Source organism: Flagellimonas okinawensis (assembly GCF_029194005.1).
GTDB classification, from domain to species: Bacteria; Bacteroidota; Bacteroidia; order Flavobacteriales; family Flavobacteriaceae; genus Flagellimonas; species Flagellimonas okinawensis.
The window spans coordinates 539,434-554,542 of the sequence record NZ_JARFVA010000001.1; the positions used below are offsets into that span (position 1 = coordinate 539,434).

Sequence of the window (15,109 nt, forward strand, 5' to 3'; positions counted from 1 at the left end):
TACTGCATCTAAACACATTAAAATCATATCTTTAAGGGAAACCAACCTCCAGTGTTTAAATTCTTTCGAACCATACGGCAACGACTGCTGGCAGAAAACAAATTCAGTAAATACCTCCTTTACGCCTTTGGCGAAATCATCCTTGTGGTGATTGGGATTTTGATTGCACTACGGATAAATAACTGGAACGAAAACCAAAAACTGCTACAACAGGAAAAAGCTACCATAGCCAGCCTTAAGCTGGAATTTGAAAAAAACCTGAACAACCTCAATGGGGATATTGCTGCTCTTGAAGGTATTTTAAGTTCCTGTAATAGCCTGCTGGATTACACAGGTCCCGATTACAAAAATGGTACCTTGCAAGGTGTGGACAGCTTGGTGAGCATGACCTCCCGAATGTCCGTATGGGACCCGAGCCTATACACCTTGGGCAATATTAAAAATTCCGGAAAGCTTTCCAGCCTCTCCAACGAGGAGTTGAAAATCCAGTTGATTGAATGGGAGACCTTTTATGCCAATTTATTGGACTGGGGCGATTTTTATGTGGACCGTGGCAGCACCTATTTCGATTTCCTGTTGCACAACTCCCTCAACCGAAACCTATTCGGAGGCGGACCATTTCGGCTGAACCCCTCCAAATTTAATCGTACCAACGAAGAATTATTGCGTAATCCAGAATTTGAAAACTATGTGGTGAACCGGGTGTTCATCAACGGATTTATGTTGAACTATTACCAGGAAGCTAAAGCGCGCCTAACCGCCATTATTGAACAGTGTGAGAAGTATGAGAACTAGCCTTTATTGAAAAATACCGTCCACATATAGCTTATAACCTATTCCAAAACAATAGAAATAATCCAGATATTGTTACCTTTCAAATCCAGCAAATTGAAAAAAAGCCAAAACAGTTAACTAATCGAAATGAAAAAAATAGCAATCCTTCTTTTTCATGTCTTTTTGACCTTATCAACCTTCGGACAAGAGAAAAGGGTTGTTTCAAAAATTGATTCCACAAAAACACCTGAGTTAGTTCTCATTCAAGAATTGACGGTAAAAGCGTCAATCGATGAAGTTTGGAATGCATATACAACAAAAAAAGGATGGGAAAACTGGGCTGCACCACTCGCAGAAGTTGATTTGAAAGTTGGTGGATTCATAAAAACAAATTACAACGAGAAAGGAAAAATAGGAGATAGCACCACTATTGTAACCCACATCATAAATTATGTTCCAAAAAGACTTATCACACTTCAGGCAGAAATAACTGATAATTTTCCCGAGTTTATGAAAGATGACGCAAAGGATTTTTACAACGTTATCTATTTCGATGAGTTAGAAAATGGATTTACCAATATTAAATCATTTGGAATTGGGTATAAAAACAATCCTAGGTACCTGTCCCTAATGACTTTCTTTATTTCTGCAAATGAAATCACTTTAATCAACTTGATTGATTACTTAGAGAAGGAATGAATTTAATTAAGAGGCAACTTTTAGTAACCAGAAATCACAGACCATTTAATAAAAAAAATAAAAGACACTCTTATCAATCCCAAATGGGATATGTAACTTTAGTTACACCTTATTTGCAGAATTAATGCTTATTTTGGAATATGCCGGGAATCCACAACACCACATTTGATATCCGCATCCTGTTCATCACTTTATTGGCAGGGGTATTGTTAGTGGCGCCCTGCAAAGTCCGTAATTCCTTGGAGCATTCCCTAGGTTTGGAAAAATCCGAGGTTTCCAATAAAATCAAAACCACCTTAACTTCCGGTTCCTGTACCTCTTTTGAGGCAGCACAACTGGAATCCAGTACCACCAAGGTGTTGAACATGGTCACGGTAGGGTTACCCACCGTTTCCCGTCCTATCTCTTTTAAAGCACCCTACAAAACCGCCAAGGTATTTTCCACTGAAAAGCAACGCTTGGCATCGGTAGTTCCCCTCTACATTCTCTATCGGCATTTTAAAGTGTATTTGTGATCGGTTACTTTTAATAGCAGCTAAACCCTGCCCAAACACTAGTACCATTAATTACAAATCTTAACACATGATATCTTTTAAACATTTGGGGCTTGTTGCCCTGCTGATCGGAGCACTGTCGGCTTGCAAGGACAAAACGGCCGCACAGGATAGCGAACAGACCATCACCATATTGCAAACGGCCGACATTCACGGTCAGTTGTTCCCCCACGACGAACTGTTTTGGGAGGACGAACAGATTACTTTTAGAAAATTGGGCGGTTTGGCCCATGTAAAAACCCTTTTTGAGGACGAGCGCAGTAAAAACCCCGAAGGCACCCTTATTTTGGACGGTGGCGACCTTATCCAGGGGAGCGCTTATGCAGCCCTGTCCGAAGGGAAGGCCTTCTCCCCCATTATCCAAGAAATGGGCTACGACTTTTTAATTCCCGGTAACTGGGAGGTAGTGTACGGCAAACAAGCCATGATGGACGTGCTCACCCAGTACAACACTCCGGTAATATCGGCCAATATGTACCACGAGGCCACCGGGGAATCCTTGTTTCCTCAGTATTTTGTAAAAGAGCTCAAAGGTGTAAAACTGGGCTTTATCTCCTATAACGACCCCGAAATACCAGTGCGCCAGAATCCTTCGTTTAGTGAGGGTATCCGCTTTGACCCCATAGATGCAAATTTGGAAGCCTTGATCACCGAACTCAAGGACAACCAACATGTGGATGTGCTGTTTTTGGTGACCCATATCGGTATCAGCAAACAATACGACCTGGCCAATAACCCAGCCCTGGAAAGAGTAGACTACGTTCTCGGAAACGACACCCATGAACGCATTCGCAAACCCTTACAGGCCAAATACACCAAAGTTACAGAGCCGGGAGCCTTTGCTTCATTTGTGGGCAAGCTCACCTTAACCGTAAAAGATGGTAAAGTGGTGGACGAAGCTTATGATCTTTTGGAAGTGGACCCTGCCACCTACGCTGCCGACGAAAAAGTGGCACAGATCATTGAAACGGCCACCGCCCCTTACCAAGAAGAAGCCAGTGAAGTTTTGGGCTATACCAGTGTTCCGCTCTACCGCTATTTTGTAGTGGAAAATCCCATGGACAACTTTATCACAGATGCCGCCCGTTGGAAAACAGGTGTGGATGTATCCATTTCCAACGGATTCCGTTTCAGTACGCCTATTTCTGTCGAAGAAGGAGGTAAATCCCCGATTACCAAAGCGGACTTGTGGAGCATGCTTCCCGTGAACGAAAAAGTAAAAATTGGTAAAGCCAGTGGCAAACAAATCAAGGATTGGCTGGAAAAAGAACTGCACAATGTATTCGCACAAAACCCCACCGAACGCTTTGGAGGCTGGTTGGTGCGATTCTCCGGTATGGAACTCACCTTTAATGCCAACAAGCCCAAGGGCGAGCGTGTGGTATCCATAAAAATTGGTGGCAATCCCATACAGAAAGACAAACTGTACACCATGTCCGCTTGTCGTAGGGAAGGTGAACCCTTACCTACCCTTTGCCGTATGCCCAACACTGTGGAAACCGAGGTGATGGACTATACGATTCATGATGTTATCGAGGAATACCTGAAAGAAAAAGGCACCATCGCACCCAGTTTGGACGGCAGGGCCAAAGCTTTGGATCTAGGACCCAATGTGCTTTCGCAATTGCCCGGAACCGATTATCAATTCCATTAAAACAGAACGATGCAAGATAAAACCATTGCGGTAAGTCGTAGTTCGGTAATTGTACTACGTGTTTTGGTGAGTTTGATATTTATCGTGGCCAGTCTAAACCATTTGGTCAATACGGATAAGGCCGTGGCCCGAATCGAAAATGCGAGATTCGGAGCGCTGGGCCATGTGTTGGGATCACCAGAGTTCGCTGTGATTGCCTCCGGAATTGTAATGCTTGTGTCCGGGATTGCCTTTTTGTTGGGCCTAAAGACCCGATGGGCCGCCATTGCCCTTATTTGTATGCTTATTCCCATTACCCTTACCATTCAAGTAGGGCAAATGGCCACCGTAGGCCCTTTGTTCAAGAACGTCGCCATTTTGGGCGGACTCCTCTTTTTTGTACTGAATCCAAAAATTAAAAAACAATAATATGAAACAGTTATTCACCTTGGCCGTATTGGCCATTACCCTATTGGGTGGACTTACCCAAGTCAGTGCCCAAACCACTTACAACAAAGATCAGCACAACTACATTGTGCTCACCCGTAAAATTCCTCAATTAAAAGCCATTTTGTTGGCTGCCGAAGAGTTATCCACTGCAGATGGAGAGGCATTTGGAGAGTTCCATGTAGTCATCTGCGGGGAAACCGTAAAAGGACTAACGGATATGGACCAGATACAACCCTTTTTGGACATGGCCCAAAGTGAAAAAATCAAATTGTTGGCCTGCGGCTTTTCTTTGAAAAAATTTGGGGTGGACGCCACTAAATTGCCCAAAGAGATGGGTGTGGTGGACAATGGTATCCTCTACAATTTTGAGCTACAAAAAGATGGTTTTTTGAGCATTACTTTGTAAGCTTTAAAATCAGATTAAATAAAGGACGCCAAAAAAGGCGTCCTTTATTTTTTGGAGTACCTTCGTATAAGAATTTTGGTTGGTCCATATAATGACTGCCCAACACCCACATGAAGAGCCACCTTTTAACATATAGTGATTTTACCGAAGAAGAAATTGCCCAGGTGCTTTACCATTTTGAGGAAAAACATTTTAAAAAAAAGGATCTGGTAATTAGCGCGGGGCAGATAGACCGTTACCAATATTTTATTTCCCACGGTTGTGTTAGAGGTTACATTGTGGATTACAACGGTAAGGAACACAATATTGCGTTTGGGTTTGAGGAGTTTTGGTTCGGAGACATGGAAAGCTTCACCAACAACACCAAGGCCCATTACAACTATCAAGCACTCGAAGACTTAACAGTTCTAGCCATATCCAAAACCAATTGGGACAAAATTTCCAGCGAAATTCCTGCTTTTGTGGAATATTCCCGAAACCTGTTCCGCAATGCCATGATCTTTCAACAAAACAGGATTGCCAAACACCTGATGCAGACCGCAGAGCAGCGCTACGAACAATTAATAACGGAACACCCGTATGTTTTGCAGCGAATATCCTTGAAAAACATTGCCAGCTACTTGGGCGTAACCCCTGAGTTTATAAGTATTCTTCGCAAAAAAGCGGCCCAAAAGTAATTTCTTGAACTACTTCAAGAATATTGGTTTTATATCACCTCAACTTTGTACCAGAAAATAAGTTGAACAATTAAAACCATATAAAATGAAATCAACAATTAAACTAGTATTTGCCAGTATAATAATCGCTGTAAGTATTATCGCCTGTAATAGTCAAGATGCTGAAAAAGAGGCGGAAATCGTCAATTTAAAGGCACAATTGGCCCAAATAGCAAAGACCAATGCTACCATTGCGGAAAACCTAAAAACTTTTGATGAGCTGGATTTTGAGGTGTACTCCAACCAAGATTGGAAAAGACTGCACGAAAGTCATTCAGATGACATTTTGGTTCACTATCCCGACGGACATACTTCCAAAGGTATTGAGGACCACATCAAAGAGTTGGATCCCATGTTTGTTTTTGCTCCCGACACCCGAATTGAAGAACATCCTATTAAAATAGGTTCCGGAAACATTACTGCTGTGGTTGGAGAACTTAAAGGAACATTTACAGAGCCTATGCCCATTGGGAACGGTGAGTTTATCCAGCCCACTGGAAAATCCTTTAAATTGCCCATGAGCACCATCGGACTATGGAACGAGGACGGCGTTATGTACGAGGAGTATTTATTTTATGATAATCAGGCCTTTTTAAAACAAATTGGATTGGCCAAGTAAACCCAACACTATGGATAATTACAAATTGCCAGCAAACACCAGAATAGGCCATGTGCATTTAAAGGTGGCCGACCTACAACGTTCTTTGGATTTTTACCACAAGCTACTGGGTTTTGAAATTATCACGACCATGGGAGATCAAGCTGCATTTATTTCGGCAGGTGGGTACCATCACCATATCGGATTAAACACATGGCATAGTAAAAATGGTCCGCAACCACCCAAAAATAGCACTGGATTGTACCATACGGCCATTTTATACCCAACGCGGAAAGATCTGGCCAAAATCTTAAAAAGATTAATGGATGCCGGACAACCGATGACAGGAGCGGCAGACCATGGTGTCTCCGAAGCATTGTATTTGAACGACCCAGACGGTAACGGCGTGGAGCTTTATTGGGACCGACCCAGAGAAGATTGGCCCACGGAACCAAATGGGGATATTAAAATGTACACCAAGTTTTTAAATCTTCAAGATCTCTTAAAGGAATTGGAGGATTAAAAAAAGTACAATACCACTGAAAAATCGACCTGGGCCTTAGCTTGGGTCGATTTTTTTTTATCCCTTTTGATAGGAACTGAAATTATCTGCGACAAAGGTGATATCAATCTTCAATCAAAAAACGAACACATGATACTGTTTCGCTTGACTCTGCTCATAAGCTTGGTTTTTGTATCACAAATCAACTATGGCCAGTCCAAAAAAACCATTCCTCTGGAGGCACCCTATTGGACAGCTGCCAAAGGAAGCCAAATCTCTTTTGAAACTTTTGATGGACGACAGACCATGGTCTTGGATGGCAAGGCCTTTGCAAGAGACATCAACTTTTCCAATGGAGTATTGGAAATGGACGTGTATGCCAATCACAAACGAAGCTTTGCTGGCTTTCTGTTCCGAAAACAAGACCAAAATTTTGAAGAGGTGTACATGCGTATGCACAAATCTCGTCAAGTGGATGCCGTACAATACACTCCAACCTATCATGGTGAGAGCAACTGGCAATTGTATCCGGAACATCAGGCACAAGTTGCCTTTTCATCCCTTGGTTGGAACCACCTGCGTGTAGTAGTGGAGCACCTTTCTGCAACGGTTTTTGTGAATGGCGAGCAAGTATTGCAGGTAAACAATTTAAAATCAGGAAACTTAAATGGTGAAATGGGTATTTGGGCCTTATTTGGAAATCGATTCTCCAATGTGTCCATTACCAAAACTGGTGAAGCAGTTGCCAAAGAGCCCTATCCTGTTCTAACTCTCGAAAAAGGTATCATTTCGGAATGGGACCTTACTGCAGCCCAACCATATTCCGAAGAAGCCATTGCGTTCGGCAATTTTGAAAACGCGAAGACCATTACAGTAACGACAGAACAATCGGGATTACTCCCAATTTCCAGATATTTGGCAAAGCCCACATCAGGTGATTTTGAACGCAATCAAGAAGCTTTTACGGTGGCATCCACAACAATTGCAGTGGATCAGGCACAGACCCGATTATTCTCGTTTGATTTTAGCGATAAAATTATTGTGTTCTTGAACGGAGAGGCTATTTTTTATGGCAACAATGCCTTTAGATCTAAAAACAATCAGTTTCAGGGGCATTTGGGGTTGAGTGCCAACAAACTTCCACTAAAGCTTAAAAAAGGATTCAACACCTTGCATTGTGTAGTAATCGATAAGGCCAATGGTTGGGGATTGATGGGGAAACTCGAATAGCTTTTAGTAATTACGCCACTTCTGTGTAAACTCAAATACGTGTTCTAAAATTTTGGCTTCAGTATGATCGAATTCCACATTTCTGCGTTTCATCATCGCCTCGGCCACTTCAAAGGCCTTATTGGTTCGGAATGCCGTATAACCTGCTGATGCCCCGCCCCAACTAAAACTGGGGATAAAGTTTCTAGGGAATCCGCTTCCAAAAATATTAGCGCTCACACCAATTACGGTTCCTGTATTGAACATTACATTAATACCGCATTTGCTATGATCGCCCATCATTAAACCACAAAATTGTAAGCCTGTTTTGGCAAAACCTTCGGTTTTGTAGTTCCATAGACGCACGGGTGCATAATTGTTTTTTAGGTTCGAAGTATTGGTGTCAGCTCCAATATTGCACCACTCCCCTAATACGGAGTTTCCTAAAAATCCATCGTGACCTTTATTGGAATTGGCAAAAAGAACGGCATTATTGACCTCTCCTCCCAATTTACAACCTGGGCCCGCAGTTACGGCACCATAAATTTTAGCGCCCATCTTTAAAATGGCGTTTTCACAAAGTGCCAAACCGCCACGAACCATACATCCCTCCATCATTAAGGCATTTTTACCTAAATAAATGGGACCTGTGGAAGCATTCAAAATACAAAACTCCACGGTGGCACCTTCTTCGATAAAAATGTTCTCAGGACTCTTTACTTGGTTCGTATCTGGTATGGGTTGACTCTTTCTACCTTTGGTCACTACATCAAAATCTGACTGAAGTGCCTCGGCATTCATGGAAAAAATATCCCAAGTATTTTTAATGGTTGCCGCCTCGCCTTTCCATTGAACCGTTATATAATCTTCATCTGAAAATTCCTTTTGGGGGTTATCCGTGCTATAGGCAACATAGGTATCACCATCCATTAACACCTCACCCTTTTTTAGGCCCTGAATGGTCTCGATCAGCTTTGGATTTGGAAGGTAACTCCCATTGATCACGATATTCTCATCACCGACCGTTAATGGGTATTTTTCGGAAAGGTATTCCTCGGTTTTAAAACTCATCGGAGCGTTCAGCCATTTTTCCCATTTCTCACTTATGGTCAAAATACCTACCCTGATCTCCGAAACAGGGCGTGTAAAAGTAAATGGAAATAGGTCTTCGCGGTGGTTCCCGTCAGAAAGAATATAGTTCATAGCGCAGCTTTGAATACCGTAAAAATAAAAAACGCCCTCGAATAGCATCGAGAGCGTTCATATATTTCGTTGAAAAGTTCGACCTACTCGGCCTTCTTCTCTTCTTTCTTGAATTTCTTGTACTTGTTCTTGAACTTGTCAATTCTACCAGCGGTATCAACCAATTTAGTCTTACCAGTGTAGTATGGGTGAGAAGTTCTTGAAATTTCCAGTTTTACCAAAGGATATTCAACACCATCAACCTCGATGGTCTCTTTTGCTTCAGCAGTTGACTTTGTAAGGAACACATCGTCGTTGGACATGTCTTTAAAAGCAACCAATCTATAGTTTTCTGGGTGTATATCTTTTCTCATCGTCTTAAATGCTTAATCTCAGAATTTTCAGGGTGCAAATTTAATGATTTCTTTTATTTCTCCAAGTTAAAATCACTAAAAAAATAAAGTTAAATTTATGTGTAACAAAATTAAGCATTCTATCACTAACCAACTGTAAGCAACACTAATTTTAAAATAATGGAAGAACAAAAAGTCAAAACCGGAAAATTTGCCCTTAATTATGGCCTGTTGTCAGGTCTTATTTCTGTAGTATTCGGCGTAATGCTGTACACTCAGAAAATGCATTATGAAACAAGTACTGCCGTGATCGTAATATCCATCGTAATCTTGGCCTCGATTATTTTTCTGGGCGTAAATGCCTTTAAAAAAGCCAATGGTGGATATCTAAGTATTTCGGAAGCATTAAAAATTGGTGTGGGAATTGCCTTGGTAGGCGCCATAGTTTCCCTGATCTACCAATACGTACTTACCACATTTATTGAGCCCGACTTTATGGACAAGGCCATGGAACTGGCCAAACCAAAAGCAATGGCTCAAAACCCGAACATGACAGAGGAACAATGGCAACAAGGGGTGGAAATGCAAAAAGGCTTTGCTTGGGTCCAATATCCAATTCTGTTGATCATGAATTCGATACTTGGTCTGATCATTGGTCTGATCACGGGCTTAATTTTGAAAAAGTCCAAAGCGGATTACTAAATCAAAAAATACTACTTTTGAAAGGAATTCCAGAATCGAACAATGCAGATTTCCATTGTAATTCCTTTACTTAACGAGCAAGAATCGCTTAAAGAACTACATGATTGGATTGTACAAGTAATGCAATCCAATCATTTTTCTTATGAAATCATCTTTATAGATGATGGGAGTACCGACAAATCTTGGAAAACCATTTCGGAGCTTTCCAAAATCAACGAAAATGTAAAAGGTATCCGTTTCCTTAAAAACTTTGGAAAATCACAAGCGCTACATGCCGGATTTAAGGCTACCGAAGGCGATGTGGTGATTACCATGGATGCCGACCTACAGGACAATCCTGAAGAAATACCGGAAATGTACCAAATGATCACCCAAGAGGGGCATCATGTTGTTTCTGGTTGGAAAAAGAAACGGTACGACTCGGTTATAACAAAGAATATCCCCTCCAAGCTCTTTAATTGGGCAGCACGAAAGACTTCGGGAGTAAAGCTTCATGATTTTAACTGCGGACTGAAAGCGTTTAACCGTCAGGTGGTAAAAACCATTGAGGTATCTGGTGAAATGCACAGATATATTCCGGTTTTGGCTAAAAATGCCGGATTCTCGGACATTACCGAGAAAGTGGTTCAACATCAGGCCCGTAAATATGGGTCCACAAAATTCGGTGCAGAACGCTTTATTAATGGGTTCTTGGATTTGATCACTATTTGGTTCGTCTCAAAATTTGGACGCAGACCAATGCATTTGTTCGGAGCATGGGGCGTACTCATGTTTTTTGTAGGCTTCGGATTTTCATTGTATCTAGGAATCGATAAGCTATTTTTAAATCCGACAGGTCGTTTGATCACCCAAAGGCCACAATTTTATATTGCATTAACAGCGATGGTTATAGGTACCCAGCTATTTTTGGCCGGATTTATAGGTGAAATAATGGTGAGGTCCCGTAAAAACGATACCAGATACAATATCTCCGATAAAATTAATCTTTAGGGCTATTCCCAAACCCTATAAACTTTGTATTTTTAAGCATATAATTACAACGACAAACACTATGGATTCCATTACAGCTACAGCGCAATCTTGGTTGACCGATTTTTTTGATGAAGACACGAAGAAAGAAATCAAACATTTGATTGATAACGACCCCGAAGAACTCAAAGAACGTTTTTATAAAGATTTGGAGTTCGGAACTGGTGGAATGCGCGGTGTAATGGGTGTAGGCACCAATAGAATCAACAAATACACCTTGGGCAAAAACACTCAAGGATTGAGCAATTACCTCAAAAAATCGTACACCGACGATGATTTAAAGGTGGTAATCGCTTACGATTGTAGACATAATTCCAAATCACTGGCCAAGACCGTGGCCGAAGTTTTCTCCGCCAATGGTATTCGGGTCCATTTGTTTTCGGACCTAAGAACAACCCCAGAGCTGTCCTTTGCGGTAAAATTTTTGGGTTGCCATGCAGGAATTGTCCTTACTGCTTCACACAATCCTCCAGAATACAATGGATACAAAGTATATTGGGCAGATGGCGGGCAAATTGTTCCTCCGCAAGATGGAGAAATTATAGCTGAGATCAATTCGCTTTCTTTTGAGGATATCAAATTTGATAAAGATGATAGTTTGATTCACTTGATCGATGAAGACGTCGACGAGGCCTTCTTTGAGGCATCCGTTAAAAATGGAAATTTCAATGCTTCGGGTAAAGACGATTTCAAGATTGTCTTCACGTCCTTGCACGGAACATCCATAACTGCAATTCCAGAGGTATTGAAGCGTGCAGGATACAAAAACGTTACCATAATTGAAGAACAAGCGGAGCCCAATGGTGATTTCCCAACGGTGGAATCGCCAAATCCAGAGGAGCCGGAAGCATTGTCCATAGCTATCGCAAAAGCTGAAGAAATAGGTGCGGATATGGTGGTGGGAACCGACCCCGACAGTGACCGTTTGGGCATTGCCGTTCGTAATCTGGAAGGGAAAATGGAACTCCTTAACGGAAACCAGACTATGGTTATGATGACCAAATTCCTTTTGGACCAATACAAAGAAAAAGGGTTCAAGGGCAACGAGTTTATCGCAACCACCATTGTTTCCACCCCAATGATGCAACAAATGGCCAAATCGTACGGTGTGGAATTCAAAACTGCTTTAACAGGCTTTAAATGGATCGGTAAAATGATCAAGGACTTTCCAAGCTCCCTATTTATTGGCGGGGGCGAAGAAAGTTTTGGGTACATGGTAGGTGATTTTGTCCGTGACAAAGACGCCGTAACCTCTACCCTATTGGCCTGCGAAATTGCAGCGAATGCAAAAGCTAACGGAAGCTCCTTTTATAAAGATTTGATAGATGCCTATGTGCAATTTGGCTTCTACAAGGAAAAGTTGATCTCCATCACCAAAAAAGGAATGAGCGGAGCTGAAGAAATCAAGCAAATGCTCAAAGATTTTAAGGAGAACCCGGTGGATACCGTTCAAGGATCAAAATTGCTTTACATTGAGGATTACAATACTTCTATTGTTAAAAATGTACAGACTGGAGAAGAATTTACCCTTAATTTACCTAAGTCCAATGTACTGATCTATGAGACCGAGGACGGCACCCGAATTGCAGCCCGACCCAGTGGAACGGAACCTAAAGTAAAGTTCTACATCAGTACAAATGCAAAATTGGACAAGGCAGAGGATTATAAATCCGTAAATTCGCAGTTGGAAACCAAGATAGATGGTATCCTATCCGAGCTGAATTTATAGTGAATGAACTACTTTAAAAAGATTCTCCGATTTGCGGTACCGTACCGTAAATATGGTATTCTGAATATATTCTTCAATATACTCTATGCATTGTTTAGTGCGTTGTCCTATGCTGCACTTATCCCAATGCTAAACGTTCTTTTTGATAAGACCAAACAAATCAACGAACCTCCTACCTATGAGGGCGTTGGCAAGCTGAAAGACTATTTTGAAGGGTACATGAACTATCAAGTAACCCAACATTCTGGTGAAGACCCTATGAAAGGACTCATCCTAGCAGTTGGGCTTATCTTGTTTTTATTCCTTTTCAAGAATGTCTTCAACTATTTGGCCATGTATTTCATTACTTTTTTAAGAAATGGAGTGCTCAAGGATATTCGAAACAAGATGTACGAGAAGATCATGGATTTGCCCATCTCCTACTTCTCGGAGAAAAAGAAAGGGGACGTAATCGCCCGTATTACATCGGATGTATTGGAAATACAGCATTCCTTTCTTTCCATTTTGGAACTGATCGTACGTGAACCACTTACCATTCTTTTTACGATTATTGTAATGTTCATCATCAGTGTGAAGTTGACCATTTTTGTATTCATTTTTATTCCGATAGCCGGAATGATCATCTCAAGGATCGGTAAATCTTTGAAGAAAAAATCCGATAGGGTTCAAAAAGAACAAGGCGAATTTTTATCCATTGTAGAGGAAACCTTGGGTGGGCTTCGTGTCATCAAAGCTTTTAACTCGGAATCCAGATTTTATCAAACTTTTAAAGAGTCGACTACGCGTTTTTTCAAGTTTTCCAACTCCTTGCTGAACCGTCAAAATTTATCATCGCCAACTAGTGAGTTTTTGGGAATAGTTGTATTTGGTGTGCTGTTATGGTTTGGAGGACGCATGGTATTATTGGAAGGAAGTCTTGACGCTGCTTCTTTTATTTCCTATATGGGTCTGGCTTTCAATATACTTACCCCTGCAAAGGCAATCAGCAAAGCATCTTATGGTGTTAAAAAAGGAAATGCCGCCGCCGAACGTGTTTTAGAGATCCTCGAATCTGAAAACCCAATCAAAAACATTGAAGGTGCCAAAGATAAAACGGATTTTACCTCTGGAATTGAACTCAAAGAAGTTGGGTTCAAGTATGAAGATGATTACGTGCTAAAAACCTTCAACCTAAAGGTTGATAAAGGTAAAACAGTGGCTTTGGTTGGTCAATCCGGTAGTGGAAAAAGCACCGTAGCCAATTTGGTGACCCGTTTCTACGACGTCAATAAAGGCGAAATCTCGATTGATGGAACCAACATTAAGAACATAACCAAAAAGTCATTGCGAGGACTCATGGGCTTGGTAACACAAGATTCCATTCTTTTTAACGACTCTGTAAAAAACAATATAGCCCTCGGGAAGGAAAATGCCACCATCGAAGAAATTATGGATGCTGCCAAAGTAGCCAATGCCCACGATTTTATCATGGATCTACCCAATGGCTACGACACTAATATTGGCGATAGCGGAAATAAATTGAGTGGCGGACAAAAACAACGCCTGTCCATTGCTAGGGCAGTGTTAAAAAACCCTCCCATCATGATCTTGGACGAGGCAACCTCGGCTTTGGACACCGAAAGTGAGCGATTGGTACAGGATGCTTTGGAGAAAATGATGCAGAACCGTACCTCTATTGTTATTGCACACCGACTGTCCACTATCCAAAATGCAGACACTATTGTGGTAATGAGCAAAGGAGAAATCGTGGAGCAGGGAACCCATGAAGAGTTGATGAAATCCGCGAAGAGCTATAAAAAGCTGGTGGAAATGCAATCGTTTTCCTAAGAGAATTGGATTGCCAGATAGTTGGGTAACTAGCTCCTGACTCCTGAAGAAAAATTTCTCGACTGCCCCTTCGACTGCGCTCAGGGTGACAACTCGAAATGATCACCGCACTACCCTTTTCCCTTTACCTTTCCACCATTGCCAAATAAAAATTAAACCTTTTCCCCGTACCTTAGTCAAAGCATCAAACAACAAGAACATTGATCGCTGAGGAAACCTTAGTTCAAGAATTACAACGGGAAGAAAGCCGTGCAAAAGCCTTTGAGGTGTTGGTGAACACTTACAAGGAACGACTGTATTGGCATATTCGTAGGATTGTTCTTGACCACGATGATACGGATGATGTACTCCAGAACACCTTTATCAAAGTCTACCGAAATATTGACAAGTTTAAAGGCGAGAGTAAACTCTATTCCTGGATGTACCGAATTGCCACTAACGAATCCTTGACATTTTTGAAACAAAAATCAAGAAAAATGGGCGTGAGTGATCAAGAATTGAAAGATAAGATGGTAGAAAACCTTCAGGCAGATGTATATTTTGAAGGGGATGAAATCCAGCTCAAGCTACAAAAAGCCTTGGCCACATTGCCCGATAAGCAGAAATTGGTTTTTACCATGAAGTATTTTCAAGAAATGAAGTACAAGGATATTGCAGTAGCTCTGGAAACTTCGGAAGGCGCCTTAAAGGCAAGTTACCACTTGGCAGTTAAAAAAATAGAAGCGTATCTTAAAGAGAATTAAACC

Annotated in this window: 17 protein-coding genes; 15 read left to right on the forward strand and 2 right to left on the reverse strand. The window is 41.5% G+C overall.

Features of this window, described 5'->3' with window-relative positions:
• The first annotated feature begins 51 nt into the window (after nt 1–51).
• The 10 genes from PY091_RS02620 (at nt 52) to PY091_RS02665 (ending at nt 7,562) form a co-directional block, all read left to right on the forward strand.
• On the forward strand, nt 52–795 hold the full coding sequence (locus PY091_RS02620) for a DUF6090 family protein (RefSeq protein WP_275648199.1): 744 nt from the start codon (nt 52–54) through the stop codon (nt 793–795).
• A gap of 126 nt (nt 796–921) precedes the next feature.
• On the forward strand, nt 922–1,473 hold the full coding sequence (locus tag PY091_RS02625; protein ID WP_275648200.1) for an SRPBCC family protein: 552 nt from the start codon (nt 922–924) through the stop codon (nt 1,471–1,473).
• Between the two features lie 140 nt (nt 1,474–1,613).
• Complete coding sequence (locus PY091_RS02630) at nt 1,614–1,988, forward strand: hypothetical protein (protein ID WP_275648201.1); 375 nt, start codon at nt 1,614–1,616, stop codon at nt 1,986–1,988.
• Between the two features lie 67 nt (nt 1,989–2,055).
• Complete coding sequence (locus tag PY091_RS02635) at nt 2,056–3,681, forward strand: bifunctional metallophosphatase/5'-nucleotidase (protein WP_275648202.1); 1,626 nt, start codon at nt 2,056–2,058, stop codon at nt 3,679–3,681.
• A 9-nt stretch (nt 3,682–3,690) separates the two neighbouring features.
• Nucleotides 3,691–4,089, forward strand: a complete 399-nt coding sequence (locus tag PY091_RS02640; RefSeq protein ID WP_275648203.1) for a DoxX family protein — start codon at nt 3,691–3,693, stop codon at nt 4,087–4,089.
• 1 nt (nt 4,090) lies between these two features.
• Complete coding sequence (locus PY091_RS02645) at nt 4,091–4,516, forward strand: sulfur reduction protein DsrE (RefSeq protein WP_275648204.1); 426 nt, start codon at nt 4,091–4,093, stop codon at nt 4,514–4,516.
• Between the two features lie 110 nt (nt 4,517–4,626).
• Entirely contained in the window at nt 4,627–5,193 is a 567-nt protein-coding gene (locus tag PY091_RS02650; protein WP_275648205.1) for a Crp/Fnr family transcriptional regulator, read from the forward strand.
• Between the two features lie 85 nt (nt 5,194–5,278).
• Nucleotides 5,279–5,851 carry an ester cyclase gene (locus PY091_RS02655; protein WP_275648206.1) on the forward strand — a complete coding sequence of 191 codons (573 nt, stop codon included), beginning with the start codon at nt 5,279–5,281 and terminating at the stop codon, nt 5,849–5,851.
• 10 nt (nt 5,852–5,861) lie between these two features.
• The gene (locus PY091_RS02660) at nt 5,862–6,353 is read left to right on the forward strand and encodes a VOC family protein (protein WP_275648207.1); all 492 of its coding nucleotides are present in this window, start codon (nt 5,862–5,864) and stop codon (nt 6,351–6,353) included.
• A gap of 129 nt (nt 6,354–6,482) precedes the next feature.
• The gene (locus PY091_RS02665; protein ID WP_275648208.1) at nt 6,483–7,562 is read left to right on the forward strand and encodes a 3-keto-alpha-glucoside-1,2-lyase-like domain-containing protein; all 1,080 of its coding nucleotides are present in this window, start codon (nt 6,483–6,485) and stop codon (nt 7,560–7,562) included.
• Between the two features lie 3 nt (nt 7,563–7,565).
• Here the strand turns inward: PY091_RS02665 and PY091_RS02670 are convergent, their stop codons facing one another.
• Together PY091_RS02670 and PY091_RS02675 are read right to left on the reverse strand one after the other, a co-directional pair.
• Nucleotides 7,566–8,744, reverse strand: a complete 1,179-nt coding sequence (locus PY091_RS02670) for a GlmU family protein (protein WP_275648209.1) — start codon at nt 8,742–8,744, stop codon at nt 7,566–7,568.
• A gap of 83 nt (nt 8,745–8,827) precedes the next feature.
• Nucleotides 8,828–9,097: a type B 50S ribosomal protein L31 gene (locus PY091_RS02675; RefSeq protein ID WP_275648210.1), complete on the reverse strand. Its 270-nt coding sequence runs from the start codon at nt 9,095–9,097 to the stop codon at nt 8,828–8,830.
• Between the two features lie 159 nt (nt 9,098–9,256).
• Here PY091_RS02675 and PY091_RS02680 point away from each other — a divergent pair, with 159 nt between their 5' ends.
• The 5 genes from PY091_RS02680 to PY091_RS02700 all read left to right on the forward strand — a co-directional run bounded on the left by PY091_RS02680 (nt 9,257) and on the right by PY091_RS02700 (nt 15,106).
• Entirely contained in the window at nt 9,257–9,778 is a 522-nt protein-coding gene (locus tag PY091_RS02680; protein WP_275648211.1) for a DUF4199 domain-containing protein, read from the forward strand.
• A gap of 42 nt (nt 9,779–9,820) precedes the next feature.
• A complete protein-coding gene (locus PY091_RS02685; protein WP_275648212.1) occupies nt 9,821–10,768 on the forward strand; it encodes a glycosyltransferase family 2 protein in 948 nt (315 codons plus the stop codon).
• A gap of 61 nt (nt 10,769–10,829) precedes the next feature.
• On the forward strand, nt 10,830–12,536 hold the full coding sequence (locus tag PY091_RS02690) for a phospho-sugar mutase (protein ID WP_275648213.1): 1,707 nt from the start codon (nt 10,830–10,832) through the stop codon (nt 12,534–12,536).
• 3 nt (nt 12,537–12,539) lie between these two features.
• Nucleotides 12,540–14,363, forward strand: coding sequence for an ABC transporter ATP-binding protein (locus PY091_RS02695; RefSeq protein ID WP_275648214.1), 1,824 nt, complete (start codon nt 12,540–12,542; stop codon nt 14,361–14,363).
• A 200-nt stretch (nt 14,364–14,563) separates the two neighbouring features.
• Nucleotides 14,564–15,106 (forward strand): RNA polymerase sigma factor, encoded by a 543-nt coding sequence (locus PY091_RS02700; RefSeq protein WP_275648215.1) that lies wholly within the window; start codon nt 14,564–14,566, stop codon nt 15,104–15,106.
• Nucleotides 15,107–15,109: the final 3 nt, after the last annotated feature.

Bases quoted from the DNA above. Each gene is read 5' to 3' on its own strand.
- PY091_RS02625 (WP_275648200.1), top strand. From the start codon at position 922: ATGAAAAAAATAGCAATCCTTCTTTTTCATGTCTTTTTGACCTTATCA.
- PY091_RS02630 (WP_275648201.1), top strand. From the start codon at position 1,614: ATGCCGGGAATCCACAACACCACATTTGATATCCGCATCCTGTTCATC.
- PY091_RS02635 (WP_275648202.1), top strand. From the start codon at position 2,056: ATGATATCTTTTAAACATTTGGGGCTTGTTGCCCTGCTGATCGGAGCA.
- PY091_RS02640 (WP_275648203.1), top strand. From the start codon at position 3,691: ATGCAAGATAAAACCATTGCGGTAAGTCGTAGTTCGGTAATTGTACTA.
- PY091_RS02645 (WP_275648204.1), top strand. From the start codon at position 4,091: ATGAAACAGTTATTCACCTTGGCCGTATTGGCCATTACCCTATTGGGT.
- PY091_RS02650 (WP_275648205.1), top strand. From the start codon at position 4,627: ATGAAGAGCCACCTTTTAACATATAGTGATTTTACCGAAGAAGAAATT.
- PY091_RS02655 (WP_275648206.1), top strand. From the start codon at position 5,279: ATGAAATCAACAATTAAACTAGTATTTGCCAGTATAATAATCGCTGTA.
- PY091_RS02660 (WP_275648207.1), top strand. From the start codon at position 5,862: ATGGATAATTACAAATTGCCAGCAAACACCAGAATAGGCCATGTGCAT.
- PY091_RS02665 (WP_275648208.1), top strand. From the start codon at position 6,483: ATGATACTGTTTCGCTTGACTCTGCTCATAAGCTTGGTTTTTGTATCA.
- PY091_RS02670 (WP_275648209.1), bottom strand. From the start codon at position 8,744: ATGAACTATATTCTTTCTGACGGGAACCACCGCGAAGACCTATTTCCA.
- PY091_RS02675 (WP_275648210.1), bottom strand. From the start codon at position 9,097: ATGAGAAAAGATATACACCCAGAAAACTATAGATTGGTTGCTTTTAAA.
- PY091_RS02680 (WP_275648211.1), top strand. From the start codon at position 9,257: ATGGAAGAACAAAAAGTCAAAACCGGAAAATTTGCCCTTAATTATGGC.
- PY091_RS02685 (WP_275648212.1), top strand. From the start codon at position 9,821: ATGCAGATTTCCATTGTAATTCCTTTACTTAACGAGCAAGAATCGCTT.
- PY091_RS02690 (WP_275648213.1), top strand. From the start codon at position 10,830: ATGGATTCCATTACAGCTACAGCGCAATCTTGGTTGACCGATTTTTTT.
- PY091_RS02695 (WP_275648214.1), top strand. From the start codon at position 12,540: ATGAACTACTTTAAAAAGATTCTCCGATTTGCGGTACCGTACCGTAAA.